Source organism: Erysipelatoclostridium sp. DFI.2.3 (assembly GCF_019132535.1).
Classification (GTDB): domain Bacteria; phylum Bacillota_I; class Bacilli_A; order Erysipelotrichales; family Erysipelotrichaceae; genus Clostridium_AQ; species Clostridium_AQ innocuum.
Window position 1 is genome coordinate 1 of the sequence record NZ_JAHOOJ010000019.1, and the last position, 14,287, is coordinate 14,287.

Annotated in this window: 18 protein-coding genes; all 18 read right to left on the reverse strand. The window is 39.3% G+C overall.

What is annotated here, in order from left to right; translation table 11 throughout:
• Nucleotides 1-719 precede the first annotated feature (719 nt).
• Nucleotides 720-1,271 carry a GNAT family N-acetyltransferase gene (locus KSZ58_RS16730; protein WP_008818846.1) on the reverse strand — a complete coding sequence of 184 codons (552 nt, stop codon included), beginning with the start codon at nt 1,269-1,271 and terminating at the stop codon, nt 720-722.
• 350 nt (nt 1,272-1,621) lie between these two features.
• Nucleotides 1,622-2,416, reverse strand: coding sequence for a pyrroline-5-carboxylate reductase (proC, locus tag KSZ58_RS16735; protein WP_009587701.1), 795 nt, complete (start codon nt 2,414-2,416; stop codon nt 1,622-1,624).
• A gap of 78 nt (nt 2,417-2,494) precedes the next feature.
• The gene (locus KSZ58_RS16740; protein WP_008818844.1) at nt 2,495-2,758 is read right to left on the reverse strand and encodes a zinc ribbon domain-containing protein; all 264 of its coding nucleotides are present in this window, start codon (nt 2,756-2,758) and stop codon (nt 2,495-2,497) included.
• A 78-nt stretch (nt 2,759-2,836) separates the two neighbouring features.
• Nucleotides 2,837-3,304 (reverse strand): GNAT family N-acetyltransferase, encoded by a 468-nt coding sequence (locus KSZ58_RS16745; RefSeq protein WP_008818843.1) that lies wholly within the window; start codon nt 3,302-3,304, stop codon nt 2,837-2,839.
• 225 nt (nt 3,305-3,529) lie between these two features.
• Nucleotides 3,530-4,384: an ABC transporter permease gene (locus tag KSZ58_RS16750; RefSeq protein ID WP_008818842.1), complete on the reverse strand. Its 855-nt coding sequence runs from the start codon at nt 4,382-4,384 to the stop codon at nt 3,530-3,532.
• Nucleotides 4,381-5,292, reverse strand: a complete 912-nt coding sequence (locus KSZ58_RS16755; RefSeq protein ID WP_008818841.1) for an ABC transporter ATP-binding protein — start codon at nt 5,290-5,292, stop codon at nt 4,381-4,383. Before KSZ58_RS16755 ends, KSZ58_RS16750 begins: the two co-directional genes overlap by 4 nt.
• A gap of 319 nt (nt 5,293-5,611) precedes the next feature.
• Nucleotides 5,612-6,037 (reverse strand): UPF0158 family protein, encoded by a 426-nt coding sequence (locus KSZ58_RS16760; protein ID WP_002607552.1) that lies wholly within the window; start codon nt 6,035-6,037, stop codon nt 5,612-5,614.
• Between the two features lie 583 nt (nt 6,038-6,620).
• Entirely contained in the window at nt 6,621-6,992 is a 372-nt protein-coding gene (locus tag KSZ58_RS16765; RefSeq protein ID WP_008818840.1) for a hypothetical protein, read from the reverse strand.
• Nucleotides 6,993-7,202: 210 nt separating this feature from the next.
• On the reverse strand, nt 7,203-7,547 hold the full coding sequence (locus KSZ58_RS16770) for a zinc ribbon domain-containing protein (RefSeq protein ID WP_082420118.1): 345 nt from the start codon (nt 7,545-7,547) through the stop codon (nt 7,203-7,205).
• Nucleotides 7,525-7,758, reverse strand: a complete 234-nt coding sequence (locus KSZ58_RS16775) for a recombinase family protein (protein WP_009587747.1) — start codon at nt 7,756-7,758, stop codon at nt 7,525-7,527. The genes KSZ58_RS16770 and KSZ58_RS16775 overlap by 23 nt, the downstream gene beginning before the upstream one ends.
• 115 nt (nt 7,759-7,873) lie before the next feature.
• On the reverse strand, nt 7,874-8,149 hold the full coding sequence (locus KSZ58_RS16780) for a recombinase family protein (RefSeq protein WP_008818839.1): 276 nt from the start codon (nt 8,147-8,149) through the stop codon (nt 7,874-7,876).
• A gap of 6 nt (nt 8,150-8,155) precedes the next feature.
• The gene (locus KSZ58_RS16785) at nt 8,156-8,320 is read right to left on the reverse strand and encodes a hypothetical protein (protein ID WP_008818838.1); all 165 of its coding nucleotides are present in this window, start codon (nt 8,318-8,320) and stop codon (nt 8,156-8,158) included.
• A gap of 379 nt (nt 8,321-8,699) precedes the next feature.
• Nucleotides 8,700-9,305: a hypothetical protein gene (locus tag KSZ58_RS16790; protein WP_008818837.1), complete on the reverse strand. Its 606-nt coding sequence runs from the start codon at nt 9,303-9,305 to the stop codon at nt 8,700-8,702.
• 99 nt (nt 9,306-9,404) lie between these two features.
• Entirely contained in the window at nt 9,405-10,403 is a 999-nt protein-coding gene (locus KSZ58_RS16795; protein WP_008818836.1) for a virulence RhuM family protein, read from the reverse strand.
• A gap of 12 nt (nt 10,404-10,415) precedes the next feature.
• Complete coding sequence (locus KSZ58_RS16800; RefSeq protein ID WP_008818835.1) at nt 10,416-10,628, reverse strand: helix-turn-helix transcriptional regulator; 213 nt, start codon at nt 10,626-10,628, stop codon at nt 10,416-10,418.
• 374 nt (nt 10,629-11,002) lie between these two features.
• Nucleotides 11,003-11,881, reverse strand: coding sequence for a GIY-YIG nuclease family protein (locus KSZ58_RS16805; protein WP_008818834.1), 879 nt, complete (start codon nt 11,879-11,881; stop codon nt 11,003-11,005).
• A gap of 261 nt (nt 11,882-12,142) precedes the next feature.
• Nucleotides 12,143-13,474: a 23S rRNA (uracil(1939)-C(5))-methyltransferase RlmD gene (gene rlmD, locus KSZ58_RS16810; protein WP_008818833.1), complete on the reverse strand. Its 1,332-nt coding sequence runs from the start codon at nt 13,472-13,474 to the stop codon at nt 12,143-12,145.
• 36 nt (nt 13,475-13,510) lie between these two features.
• Nucleotides 13,511-14,107, reverse strand: coding sequence for a hypothetical protein (locus tag KSZ58_RS16815; RefSeq protein WP_002607584.1), 597 nt, complete (start codon nt 14,105-14,107; stop codon nt 13,511-13,513).
• Nucleotides 14,108-14,287: the final 180 nt, after the last annotated feature.

A 14,287-nucleotide genomic window follows, 5' to 3' on the forward strand; every position in this document is an offset into this window, starting at 1 on the left:
CTTACTTCTACCTATTTGAAACCCTTTCTAACGCTATATTTATGCTCTGTATAGACTTTTGTAGAAGAAAGTTCCACATTTTTTATTCGCCTTTTGAAAGTGGAATTTAACTTTTCACTTCAGCAATACAACAGCCCTTACGCATCCATCTGTATTATGTATTCATGCAAGAGATACCTTCCTATATTTTCAGATGACTTATAGGAAGAAATGAGCGGAAATAAGAATTTCCTTCAAGGGATATATTCAGATGTGGGATTCTTTTTCTATATTCAGCTTCATTTCCGCTATCAATTTTTCACTTCCTGCTTTGTTTAATCAGTACCTTTGTTTTAGGTGATTCCGAAGCCTATTAGCAGGGCTTGTTATCGCTCAGCGCTAACGCATGCAAAACAAGGATACACCTGCAGCTTCCATAAAATCGAGGAATTCAAAAGCCGGTGCCTTCTATCCTATATTGCCTGCATACGCTGCATATCTGTTACAGCATGTCCTGATGCCTGCTATTCTCTGAGAATTTCACGGGTATTAAAATCATTCAGACTGTGAAAATGAAGGCTCTCGTTTCGAAGCAGATAAGGAAAACCTATTGCGGTCTGTTTTTACTAGCAATTTGAATCCTGCAGCCTGCCATAAATATAAAGACATATTCCATTCCGCTGCTGAACAGCCCTTTGAAAAATGTCAAATATTCTCTTTAAACAATATATAAAGCATGCTTAATTAGTTTCCGTGCCGGTAGAATGTTTCCATTCCTCTATGGTAAGACTCATAATATGCCCGGTAAGTGTTTTTTGAAGCAACGGCCATTCTCTTACCTCTGACCCTGCATAATGAAAGCCGCATTTCTCCTGTACACGTCTGGAATTATGATTTCCTTCAAAGGAACCGCACCACAGTTTTTTCAAACAGCAGTCTTCAAAGGCATATCGTATCAGACATTGAACTGCCTCCGGAATAAATCCCTGTCCCCAGTACGGTTCCCCCAGCCAGTAGCCGATTTCACCCTCATCAGCTGCATTTGTCAGATTACACTGCTTTCCGATCATTAAACTGATATTGCCAATGGGCTCCATATTCTGCTTCAGCACAACGGCAAAGGTATTCGGTGCAGACAGCACAGTCCGTATGATTTCCCGGCTGTTTTCCACACTTTCATGCACCGGCCATCCCGCTTTGGGCCCGATGTTTGGATTTTTCGCATACCGATAGCAGCTTTCCGCATCCTCAACCTGCCATGGTCGAAGGATAAGTCGTTTTGTTTCCAGCATAATCTCCCTCTTTTCTATAATTCTCTATATTATACCAGATTCCTTTTTAATGACAAGCAATCGGCAGAAGGAACAGACACAGAAAGAGCTGCTATGAGAATTCATACCAAATAACAAAGCACACGTAACTTTGACATTCATAATATTCATTGGTAGCCTTTGTTTAATTGTATATTTCAAAAAATAGACAGCGGAAGATAAGGAGATTCTTACATAACCGTGGTAAATTCAAACTATGGAGAATTCAACATACTTATATTTATCAACAGAATTCATAGTCTCCCTTTGTAAATGCCTGAAAGTAAGAAAAATACGATAAGAACACCTGTTTGTTCAGATAAAGGAAGCTGCTACTTCAGCCGAAATTGCTCAATCCGTTCGATTGCAGAAATCAGGGCATTGCGAAAACCAAGACGCTCCAGCTCTGCAACTCCCTGAATCGTCGTTCCCTTCGGAGAGCTTACGCGATCCTTCAGCTGTCCCGGATGCTGTGGATGAACCAGTAGCTGCTTTGCAGTGCCAGCCATCATCTGCGCACAAAGCCGGTAAGCAGCCTCACGTCCAAGCCCATATGCCACTGCGCCATCCCCCAGCGCTTCTATAAACATGGCCGCAAAGGCAGGACCGCAGCCTGCCACGGTTGCACCAATTGTCATTTGATCACTTTCCAGCTTTTCTATGAAGGCAATCGCGGAGAAAAGCTGTTCAACGGCCACAGCCTCCTCTGTTTGCAGAGAATTCCTTTGTTCCCATAACATGACACCTTCACAAACGGATACCGGCATATTGGGGATCACGCTCAAATGTTGTGTATGTGGTGGAAGCAGTTGTTCATACGTTTCAAAGAACATACCGGCCGCAATAGAAACTACGGCTTTTCCCTGCAGGTGCTCTTTCACTGTGGAAATCGCCTCACTCATCTGTGCAGGCTTCACTGCGAGCAGGATGATGTCACACTGCCGTACCATATCAATTGCATGTTTGCATGCATGCATCCCACGCACTTCTGTATTTCTGCACAGCTTATCCCATTGCCTGGCACAGGCATACAGCTGCTCTCCCTTTACAATTCCACTCGCAAGCATTCCATCTGCCATGGCCTGTGCCATATTTCCAAATCCGATAAATCCTATGTTTTGTTTCAAATTCATCACCTCTGTATATCGTATGCAGAAAACGACAGCTGTGCACTGTCGTTTGGTAAATTCTGAATTTTATATCAGTTATTTCATCCACCGCTTCAGTGTTGGAAAATACTGCGTCATCATTTCCCGCGCTTTATCTTCACTCATCCCCGGATTTTCCTTAACCATGACAGGAACACAGAATTCAATCATTTCCTCCATTGTACAATCTGATGTAAATGCACCATGTTCATAACAGTATTTACAATAGTCCACAGACCTTGATCCGTCCTTTTCCGTTCCATATAACTCCTTTGTATCTCCCATTGGCATTCCACAGCACTGACAATATCTCTCTTCCATGATATGTCCTCCTTTATATGCCCACATGATATCATGAGAAATATGACAGCAGCCTGTCCTATTCCAAAAGAAATGACTCTATTTTTCTTTTTTCATATAGAAATTTGTCAACAGCTGTCCCTGCCGCTCCACCTGCTGTGCATAAATCAGCCGATAGCCACGCTGCAGGAAAAAATTCCTTGCCGTTATCGATGCATGCACTGAAAGAGTAGGTGATGAGGTTTCCGTTTCCAGCAAATCGCAAAGCATCGTGGCGATTCCCTGCTTCTGATGCTGATGGTGAACATAGAGGTGATCCAGATAACCGGTTTCATCCATATCCGCAAATCCTACCATTTTCTGATTGCTTGTGGCAACAAGAGTGGTATGCGCCAACAGCGCACTTTTCATTCGCTTCTCCTTGACACCCAGTACCCAGGCCGAAATCTGTTCAGTCGTATAATCCCTGCTGTTAATATTTCTCACGGTATCATAAAACAGCCGCAGCACCTCTGCAAAATCTTTTTCTTGAAATGTACGCAGCTTTACATGATTTCTGCTTTCCATACACTGACTCCTTTCTTATACCGGGCTGTATTGCACAGATTCAGCCTCATTTCAAATCTGTTATCTAATATGCATCCTTTTTTTATGGTATCTATCGGATATATTCAAAAGCTTAGCAGATTCTAATAGAAAAGTACAGGAGCCGATGCGAGGAAAAGGCATGCAAATATATAAAGAATCATGGAAAACATAGCAATCATAATTCTTATAAACGTATTGAATGCATTATTTCCTGTTCTGCCTTACATACTGCAATAGGAAAAACAGCAGTCCCATTCCTGCGATGATCAGGATATGATCCAGTGTATCGGTCGTATGTCCGCCATAGCTGTAGACAAGGCCAAACTGCTTTTTGAATGCAGTCAAATGCTCCGGCGGTATTGACTGAAAGGTTTTCGTTAAGACATCATCCATCATGATATTGCGAAACAACGCGGCACAATGACTCGGTGGAAACAGCGATATCACGGTTTGAAGCAGCTTGGGAAGTGCTCCTACCGGCACATAAATCCCCATGAGAAATCCGGATAGTGTGCCGATAATGGTCGTGACATTGCTGAAGGATGTTGCACTTTTAAAAAATGACATGAAGAAAAAAAGCATTGCCGTACAGGCCAGGATAGACAGCACCATGCATGCAAGCACCTTTAACAGTGCGGACAGTGTTAAGAAGGAGCCTCCATAAGCAACGATATAAAGCTCTCCGATTATCAACGTTACAACGGATACCAGAAATGTTATACATATGGTAGAGATGAGATAGGCACCGGTGACCTTCATTTGCGAAATGGGCGCAATATAAAAGTCATTGAGTATGGACCTGCTTTTATCCTCGATAATAATTCCAAGTACACTTAAAGAGGTTGTCAGCGAAACAATTCCCAGAGTTCCTGCCATGATCCAGGTATCACTCAGTTCTCTTGCCGTATCCGGGAAATCCTGCTTTAACGGCTGGATCATCATGTCACCTAGAAAGCATACATACAGTCCCAGTACAACAAATACTGCCATAAAGGAAAAAAATACCGAAGTCTTATCCTTGAAAAACAGCAGCATATTCCGTTTTATTAAAGAAATCATACCTGTTCCTCCTGAAGCATTTGCAGATAAAGTTCTTCAATATTACCGGGATGGTTTTCAAAGCGCTGAATATAGCGTTCGCAGAGGCGCAGGACAGACATCGTTTTCAGCATGCCTCCCGTGTGTATGCAGAGAGCCTCGTTTTGCTCATGAAATGGTATATGGTGTCGGTTTAGTTCTGCAATCAGCTGTGCTTTACTGGCCGGATAAAGCAGCAGCTGCTCTGCGGCATACTGTTTATGTACCTCCTTCATAGGCTTATCAAAGATGATGTTTCCCTGCTTGATAATGCATAAATGATCAGCAATTTCAGCCTCTTCCATATAATGTGTGGTCATAAATACGGTCATATGACGTTCCTTATGCAATGCGCTGATTGTGTCCCACAGCTGCTTTCTCGCCTTGGGGTCAAGACCGGTGCTCGGTTCATCCAATATGAGTATTTCCGGTTCCGGAATCAGTGCTCTGGCTATATCGCAGCGTCTTCGCTGACCGCCGGAAAGGGTTCCTACCGGCTGATGCATAATATCGTGCAGATCACATATGTCACATAGCTTCTGTACACGCCGGCACGCCTGTTTATACGGCAGATGATAGAGGGCACTGCGCAGAATCAGATTCTGTTTGACTGACAGCAACTCATCAAGGACACTGTTCTGAAAGACGATGCCGATACCTGATCGAATACGTTCATCCTCCTGTCCCAAACGGAAGCCATTGATTATAACCGTCCCGCTGTCCTTTTTCAGCAAGGTGCTGAGAATGGAGATCGTTGTGGATTTTCCTGCGCCGTTTGGACCCAGAAAGGCAAAGATTTCCCCTTTATTCACCTGAAAGCTGATGTTTTTGACAACCGTTGTTCCCTGATAGGATTTACAGAGCTGCTCAACGCGGATACTTGTCTCCATGATATTCCCCCTTTACAAAATGCATGCTTCAGTGCAGTATATGCAAATCAAGAGGGAGATATTTCACAGAATACATGCGGTAACAGTGGTGTCTTAGGCTACATGAATTATCGACTATAACAGAGCAAGGAGAAAATTGCTGGTTTTCAGAACATCTTATCCATCAAATGGAAGACACAAGGTTCTGCAGGAGAAGAGAAAACGGCCTAAGTCCTTTATGTAAGTGACATAAGCCATGTTTTCCCATAACCGATTTTTAAAGACAGTCTAGGGGTACATAGATATATGGTCTTCTGCCTTTTACCACATGGATTTGCAATTACATGCAGTTCTCCACATATTCAATGCCATGCTCCTGGCACCATGCAATTGCCAGATTTCTGTAATAATCTGCCTGAAAATCATACCATTGCTTAGTAATTCCCCTTCTGTTTACCATATCCTTGAATCTTCGAAACGCTCCACGTCCCTGTATGACTTGTTCCAGTTTATCAGCATCTTCACCTTTTAATGTCTGAATAAACTCTTCCATAATATTATACTCATGGATTTCAAATTTTGTTGGAAGCCTAAAAAAACGCTCAGGGTTATCTTCAATTTCATTTTCCAACCCCTCATTATCCATACCGGTACTTAATTCATCAGCAAGCAGCACACTTTTTCCAGTTTCTAAATCTAAAAAAAATGTAAAATTATCATCTGCCATTTCAATCGCTTCTATAATGGTACTTATATTAATCTTCATCTTGACATTCTCCTATTCCATTTTAAATGTGTTTTCTATTCCATATCGAGCATAACATAATTTTTTATTAAAATACAAATGAAAGCAGTATTTTTGAATAGACATAAATAAAAAAAAGCCTTTTTTATCAGGCTTTAACTCCACATACAGTAAAATAAAGGCCTTATACAACATGACAAAAGTATTTTCATTACATAATGGTGGAGTAAATTTATTCGTTAAAATTCACGGGGATTCTCCACTCGCATAGGCAAGCGATAATGTGTCCTACTCCACTATCCGTATTGATATGTTCCATGCCCTGATTTACAAGCATTATCGTGATTTCAATGTACTCAAAAATTACAATCTATTTTTGAAACAACCTATTTTCAAGCCTTTTTCACATGTTACTTCTGAACCCTTGACATCAAGACAACACTCTCAACGTGACTCGAACGATTAAAAGAGATAAGCAATGTGTATAGTAATCCCTTGTTGAAAATATTAGATTAAGCTTCACAAATATCATAGGTATATTATTTCTATCTGCTAATAATTCCGCTAAAAGTTGAAGATTTACCCATTATCGAGTAAAACTTTTTTAATATACAACTTCATCTTCTCTGATAATCGAATGGTATTTTTCAGAAATTTCATCAAAACAATCCTTACAAAGATCACCAGATAACACTCCATCTTCTTTATTGCTAAAAATATCATAATACTCGCTACACTCATCTAATACATCATAAAGACCATATAAATCATTTGTTTTCTTTAAACATCTAGCACATCTACATCCATCAAAACATCCAATCGCTTCATACGTATTTCCATCACAATAATGTACAGCATTTCTTGTGGTGTATAATAAATCTTTCGCAACACTAAATTCAAATTTCCCTTCATCATACAACTCTAATACCTTTTTAGACACTGAATTTAATCCATGCCCAATACTATGACAACTCATATTTTTAGCTCCTTATTTTTTTTATTATCACTAATCTAAATATATCATATTTTTTTATTTTACTACAATGCTTTATTATAAAACTGTATGATCTTCTTTGGTAAAGCATTTAGTTTTTTTCAAGTATACAAATTCTTTACTAATCTGAAATAAGGATAAACATCATTTTTCATTTATTACTTTCATTGATACTAAAAATTAGTTTATTTTCTAAACCTCTACTCTTCCAATATGTTCAAAGTCTTCATCAAAATTTCTACTATTTTTTTCTTGCGCAATAATTTCATTTACATCATTCTCTTTTAATGTTATTGAATAAGGGCATTTACCTCTTCCTTTATCCATTCTTGTTGCACATCTATAAACAATCTCACCTCTCTCAGTTCTTCTTCTATATGGTGCTCCACAATATCCACAAACAAGCACATTAGAATAAATCGACTTACTTCTGTATTGATTATGTCTTATTACTTTGTTTCCTTTTTCATCAAAAATACATCTTGATCTCATCTTCTTAAATTTTTGAACCTTTTCAAAATATTCTTTTGAAATCATGATTATTCTTAATATAGACTTTTTCGATTTGTCCAATATTTGCTTCCCTTTTCCCAGTCAAAGCATCTGATACAAATGTTTTTTGTTGAAATACATTTCCAATATATTTTTCATTTGATAGTAGATTGTTTATTGTTTTGCAATCCCATTTATCTTTTCCTGATGGTGATTTAATATTGAAATTTTCTAATAGTTCTTTTATTTGCTTCAAAGTTCTTCCTCTTAAATATTCATGAAGAATTCACTTTACTACATTGGCTTCTTTATCAAATATGGTTAATTCATTATTAATTTTTCTATATCCATACACTGTCTTCACAGGTAATTCACCTCGTTTCATCTTTACTCTCATGCCCTATTTCACATTTATACTTTTCGAAAGAGTCTGCTCTTGCTGTATCTATTTTCTCTTTATCAAAATACACATTATGTTTACGTAGTTCCCTCACATCTTTCAAAATATCCAATGTATTTCTTGCAAACTTACTAACTGATTTTGTAATAATGTAATCAAATTTGCCTTCTAATCCATCTTCGATCATTTTTTTATAGCTTGTTCTTCCATTCTTTCTTAACCCGCTTCTTCCAACATCGTAATACACTTCAACTTAATCGATTTCTATTACTTTATTAGAAAGTTCTTTAAAATATGCAATTTGAATATTTAAACTCGAACGTTGTTCTTCTACATTTTTACTTACTCTACAATATACTGCAATTCTTACTACTTCTTTCTTTTTATTTTTAACTGGTATCTTCTCTACATGTATCATTTTTTATTATCCTTATCACTCCAATCTTAACATATGAAAAAGATGCAAGTTATCATCAACAACTTACATCTCTATAAAACTGATTTAATTTTTTATCTTTTTCGCAACAGAACAATGGACTCAACATGGCTTGAGCGGGTAGTCTTGATAGCAATCTTGGAGCCTAACCGCTCATTATAGTGGGTAATAAGTCCACCAAATCCACTGAGTATTAACGAACAAGTCAATGCCTAAATCCCTAGAAAATTCCTGTATTTCAGTAAATAGGTCAAAGGAGATTTATGGCTTTTTCATAGTTCTGGGCGTTCTCCAGTTAGCAATCGGTCAACAGCATTTGGGGAATTGAGGTCTGTTCATAGGGGAACCGGCAACTTAATTTCTATTGTTTCTTCAATAATTTAATGTCAAATTTACCGCCCAATGCCGCTGTGCCTATTCCGACCGCTGTCATTAAAACAAAACTTGCAGCACTAATGATCTTCCAGTTAAACTCTTTCTTTTCAGTGTCCTTCTTGTCAGCCATGCAAGCAGATTTCATTTCCTGCTCTCGTATCTCGGTATCTTTTTTATCTACCGCATGAAAAATTTCCATTTGGCGGTCAATAACATCCTTCTGTTGTTCTGGAGTCAAATTAGGATTATCAAGACACTTACTTAAATCTGCACGTACTTTATCAGCATATTCAATGAACTCTCTTCTGCTTTCAGATGCGGCATCAATTTCTTTATTTAAAATGGCATAAACCTGTTTAGTGCTTTCATCATCACTTGCAACAATTTTTTCAAGAATGCCTTGATACTCGACCATTGTCGCTTGAATTAATTTTGCCAGTTCGGGAAATTGAGCAAGTACCTGCTGTGCTACTTCTGGGCGAAGTTCGTTCAGTTTTGATGCATAACTTAATATATCAATTTTTGATAAATTTTTAAAATCTGTCCTATCCATAAGTGAGAGAACGTGTTTTTCATTGTTTGTATATTCCATCCTATTTTCTCCTAACTTCATATTAAGCATCCATAACCTTGAACTGTTCGAAATTACCGAACAGTTCAACGGAGCAGTTACTCAAATTTTCCGAACAACTTACTTTTGTTGTTTCCCTTTTTGTTCCAGTAACTTTATACTTTCCAAATAGTCCTTTTCCACACTGCTAAGTGTTTTTGCCTTATACTTTTTATACTCCGTCTTAGCCTTTTCCATCGCCTGTAAATGACTAACCGTGCCATTTCCAGTGAGAAGATTTTCTCCTGTAGAAGTCAAAATCCCGTCCAGATGCTTTGCCCAATCCTCCATTGTCATAGGCACTTCTCGTTCTGCCTGTCTTTCAGCAAAATCCAAATACCCCGAAACCAGTTGACCCATTGAACGCAGTTCTTTCTCATCCAAATAATTCTTTGCAATTTTCGCTTCCTTTAAAGTCGGTTGTTCTCCTGAAAATGACATCAATCCCATGAAGTCTTTTTCGGCATCCGCACGATGATAGATTACCTCTGCCGCTGTTTCTCCGGAAACAGCATAGTGAATTTTATTCTGCACTTTCTTAAAAAACTGAATAGAAACCTCTGCTTTGGGATCATAGTCAATGCTTGTTGCATAGATTTCTAATACCTGACGATAAAATACCTTTTCTGATGCCCGGATATCACGAATCCGTTCCAGCAGTTCTTTGAAATATCCGCCACCGCCCAGTTCCTTTAGGCGGTTATCATCCATTGTAAATCCCTTAATCATATATTCTTTCAAGCGTTCTGTTGCCCATCGTCTAAAATTAGTTGCAATGGAAGATTTTACTCTGTATCCAAGGGAAATAATCATATCAAGGTTGTAAAACGGCATCTCTCTTGCAACTTCACGATTTCCTTCTTTCCGAACTTGTCGGAATTTCCGACAGGTTGAATTTTCATCAAGCTCACCTTCATCATAAATATGTTTTATGTGTTCCACAACATTAGTACGAGATGTCCGAAATAAATCTGCCATCTGTTGCTGTGTAAGCCACACCGTTTCATCCTGGACTTTAACCTCAATATTTGTTAATCCATCATCAGACTGATATATAAGAATTTCTCCATAATTATCCACTGTGGTGTCCTCCTAATCCTCTCGCTTTACATAGGTTAGTTCAATATCATACCCAAGGGCTTCCAGCATTTGTACAAAGGTCTTGTTCACAACACCATCTTGCTTTTTGATGATGCGGTTGACATACGGGCTTGTTGTTTTAATCTTCTCTGCAAGCTGTGCCTGCGTCATACCGCTTTCTATACATTTTACTTTTACGTCTACTTCTATATTATTTTTCAGCATTTAAATCTCCTCTGTCTGCATTCCCTTTACTAAATTACACAAATCAGATAATTTATTATACCATACTTCTTTAGCTTTTTCAATGCATTCCAAAAAAGTATTATTTCGGGCTTGTTTTTTTAAATTATTACGATAACATTTATAAATTCATATTGTAAAACAACTTTAATTGTTCGATGGTATAGGTGTAATTCTGAACTTGAACCTATTTGACAAGGTGATAAAACTCTCTACAAATGCTTTTGCAGAACAAATTCTTCATATGCATAAAGTGACTATAAAATAAAACCATTTATTTCCAACAAAAAAGTCGCAGATTTTCTGGAGTATAAAAAATCTACGACTCTCTATTATTTGTGAATCACAATCTAATTTTAGCTATTTTCAACATCCTTCAAAATCTTACCCTCATCCGTTCTCCATTCGATATTTCCGTTTGCTGATGCACCAAGTACAAAAGCAGCTGAACTTGATGGCGATTTGAATAATATCTCGTTTTTAATAATACTATTCTCGTCTATATTATCCTTATTGTTTTTCCTCTCAGTTTTCACATAATCTGGGCAACTTGGAACAATATCTGCTCTAATTTTGCTACCAGCTAAAACAACAAAACCTTCACTAGTTAACTTGCCCTTTGCATCTGCACCGCTACGTCTTATATAAAAAATCTTATTATCGCTTTCTGCACTATCGCTATTTGGAGCAACCATTGTTTTAGAGTCTGTAAGGGGTTCAAACACCTTATGCCCGAGCGTACCCATAATTATTTTTGCATAATCAATGAATTCCTCGAGTTCGCTTTCCTTTTCCTCTGTAATGTTGCCGGGTGTAGGGTCATTACCATTTTTCACAACATAACGTTCTGTCTCTTTAGCTATATTTGTAAATCTATTTTCAAGATAGCTTATCTCTGTGGGTCCGAAAGAGTTATTTGAAGTGGTAAACACCACAGTTTCCGTCCAGTAATCTTTCTCAGGATTGCGTTTATGCTCTTGCAAGCGATATAGTATCCCTTCGCCATTTTTACGAACGCCAGCCTGTCCAATATAAACTACATTTTCACCTGTTTGATCAGATATACCAAAGAGAAAATACACACCACTTTGCGAAAGGTCATCACGTCCCTTACAGCTATCAAGCTTTGTTCGTGGGATTTTATAAGCAACTCCTGTCCAATTAGCAAGAGTGCATTTCATTCTGCCATTTGGTTCTCCATCCATCAAAAATAAATTTATACTTTTCCCTCGCATATCTTTTCAAACCTCTTTTCATCTATTCTCTTACATACGTTTTTGTGTCTCTGATTGCTGTCAATAATCCCACACACTCGCACTATGCCAGCAGTCCTAAACACTCACCAATCCATAATTGAATAATAAGTCATAGGGCAGATTACAAAATTCCACCAAGTCATTTCTGCAATCTCGCCCCGCTTTTAAAATTTACCGCTCGGTTGCTCACTGCACCGACTTCCGATAAATGCCCATTTTATCGCTTTTTCGGCACTTTTTCTACTTGTTTCGGGTGAGCAAACAAACGCACTCAACATGATGCGTGAACGGAAACATATCCAGAGGCTGCACAATTTCTGTACGATACCCCTTCTCCTCCAGCAGCTTTAAATCCCTTGCCAGTGTCCCGGGATCACAGGACACATAAACAATCCGTTTTGGCTGCATCATCACCATACTGTCAATCGTCTGCGCATCACACCCCTTGCGCGGCGGATCTACCACAATCACATCCGGATGTGCCCCCTGCTCACACAGCTTTTTCGCATAGTCAGCCGCATCGCTGCACACAAACTCAATATTCGCAATGCCATTTAATGCCGCATTCTTTCTCGCATCACGAATCGCCTGCGGTACAATTTCAATTCCCGTCACATGTTTTGCCCGCTGTGCTAAAAACATAGAAATCGTCCCGACTCCACAATACAGATCCAGCACCGTTTCCTTTCCCGTAAGCTGTGCAAACTCCAGAGCCTTTCCATATAATATCTCCGTCTGTCTTGGATTCACCTGATAAAAGGACTTTGAGGATATGGAAAACTTCAAATCATGAATACTGTCAGTGATAGCACGCTCCCCAAACAGCAGCTGTTCCTTATCCCCCAAAATGACATTATCATCCCGCACATTCAGATTTAATATGACACTCTTCACAAACGGCAATGCCGCAGTCAGCTCCTGTACCATCTCCTTCCCATGTGGAATCTGAAAGGAACGCACAATCCAGACAACCATTACCTCATCACTGGAAAATGCATGCTTGATCAACAGATGACGAAACAGCTTCGCATTCTGATACTTCTCAAATAATTTACGCATTTCCTGTAATACCGCATTGATTCGTTCACTCTGAATCAGACACGTATCCGTATCAATGATGGCATTGGAATTGATACGATAAAAGCCAGTAACCGTTTTACCTTTCTCAACTCCGACCGGAATCTGCCCTTTGTTGCGATAATTGGTATAGCAATCCTGCATCCCCAGCACATCCCGCACCTCAATATCAAGGTGTGCTATCCGCTGCATCACATCCTGCACCTTCTGCTTCTTAAACCGCAGCTGCTCCGCATAGGACATATGCTGAAGCTGACAGCCTCCGCACTGCTTTGCAATCGGACAGGGTGGAGCAACACGCTGTGAGGATGTTTTACTTCTCTTCATCAGCCTGCCATAGCCAAATTTCTTTTTTGCCATCGTGACAACCAGCTCTCCCGCTTCCCCCTCCAGCATGCCTTTCACAAACAGCGGAAAGCCGTCTATCTTTACAACCCCGTGCCCGTCGTGCGTATATCCGCTGCAGACACCATATACCTGATCATTTCTCTTCATCTTCTCACCTCATTGAAAAAAGGGCAGGCCGCCCTTTTACTTGTTTTTCTTAGCTGCTTCTTCCTGCTGCTTTAACAGCTTTTCTGCGACGGATTTATTTTTCGGAGATGAAGGTGTAGAAACATTCGGCTTCTTCGCTGCCGCTGTCTTCGTCTTGATCTTATAAATCTGATCATCCGCAGAATGCTTGTCATCCGGAATGAAATTATAAACATGCACTTCCAGATCATACATCTTATCGGAATCGTTATTTGTAAAATACTTCTTGATAGGAAGAATATCATTCACCTTATCATAGGCTTCATTCATAATACTCTTCACCTTGGCACTGCTGGCATCATCCTTTGTATCAATATTGATACGCAAGGTAGCACTGATCAAATTGACTTCAACGCTTTCAACACCATCCAGCTTCATTGCGGACTTCACCTTGTCCAGCTGCTCTTCTGTTATGGCCGGATTCAGTGAATTGTCAAAACGGCTGCCGACCGTAGGACTTCCGCTGCTCTCCTTGGCACTCAGATAAATCCATCCAAGCAGCAGTACAGGAATCAGAATAACAATACCGGCAATCCAGTATAGTATCTTGCTCTTTCCGCCGCCTGCTTTTGTTTTTTTCTTCTTTTTACTCATGGGGTTCACTCCTGACTATATAGACAATGAGCATACTCCTTAGGAGTCATGCCTGATTACACGATTGTGTTTCTAGTATAGCACATTTACCAGTATAACACAAAACCGCGAGAATTACAGCGGGAATCTTCTTACGATTTCCTAAAATTGACAGCTTCACAGACAGGCTTTTTCAAAAGC

Coding starts and splice junctions, on each gene's coding strand:
- KSZ58_RS16730 (WP_008818846.1), bottom strand. CDS start 1,271: ATGCTGGAAACAAAACGACTTATCCTTCGACCATGGCAGGTTGAGGAT.
- KSZ58_RS16740 (WP_008818844.1), bottom strand. CDS start 2,758: ATGGAAGAGAGATATTGTCAGTGCTGTGGAATGCCAATGGGAGATACA.
- KSZ58_RS16745 (WP_008818843.1), bottom strand. CDS start 3,304: ATGGAAAGCAGAAATCATGTAAAGCTGCGTACATTTCAAGAAAAAGAT.
- KSZ58_RS16750 (WP_008818842.1), bottom strand. CDS start 4,384: ATGATTTCTTTAATAAAACGGAATATGCTGCTGTTTTTCAAGGATAAG.
- KSZ58_RS16755 (WP_008818841.1), bottom strand. CDS start 5,292: ATGGAGACAAGTATCCGCGTTGAGCAGCTCTGTAAATCCTATCAGGGA.
- KSZ58_RS16760 (WP_002607552.1), bottom strand. CDS start 6,037: ATGAAGATTAATATAAGTACCATTATAGAAGCGATTGAAATGGCAGAT.
- KSZ58_RS16765 (WP_008818840.1), bottom strand. CDS start 6,992: ATGAGTTGTCATAGTATTGGGCATGGATTAAATTCAGTGTCTAAAAAG.
- KSZ58_RS16770 (WP_082420118.1), bottom strand. CDS start 7,547: ATGATTTCAAAAGAATATTTTGAAAAGGTTCAAAAATTTAAGAAGATG.
- KSZ58_RS16785 (WP_008818838.1), bottom strand. CDS start 8,320: ATGATACATGTAGAGAAGATACCAGTTAAAAATAAAAAGAAAGAAGTA.
- KSZ58_RS16790 (WP_008818837.1), bottom strand. CDS start 9,305: ATGGAATATACAAACAATGAAAAACACGTTCTCTCACTTATGGATAGG.
- KSZ58_RS16800 (WP_008818835.1), bottom strand. CDS start 10,628: ATGCTGAAAAATAATATAGAAGTAGACGTAAAAGTAAAATGTATAGAA.
- KSZ58_RS16805 (WP_008818834.1), bottom strand. CDS start 11,881: ATGCGAGGGAAAAGTATAAATTTATTTTTGATGGATGGAGAACCAAAT.
- rlmD (WP_008818833.1), bottom strand. CDS start 13,474: ATGAAGAGAAATGATCAGGTATATGGTGTCTGCAGCGGATATACGCAC.
- KSZ58_RS16815 (WP_002607584.1), bottom strand. CDS start 14,107: ATGAGTAAAAAGAAGAAAAAAACAAAAGCAGGCGGCGGAAAGAGCAAG.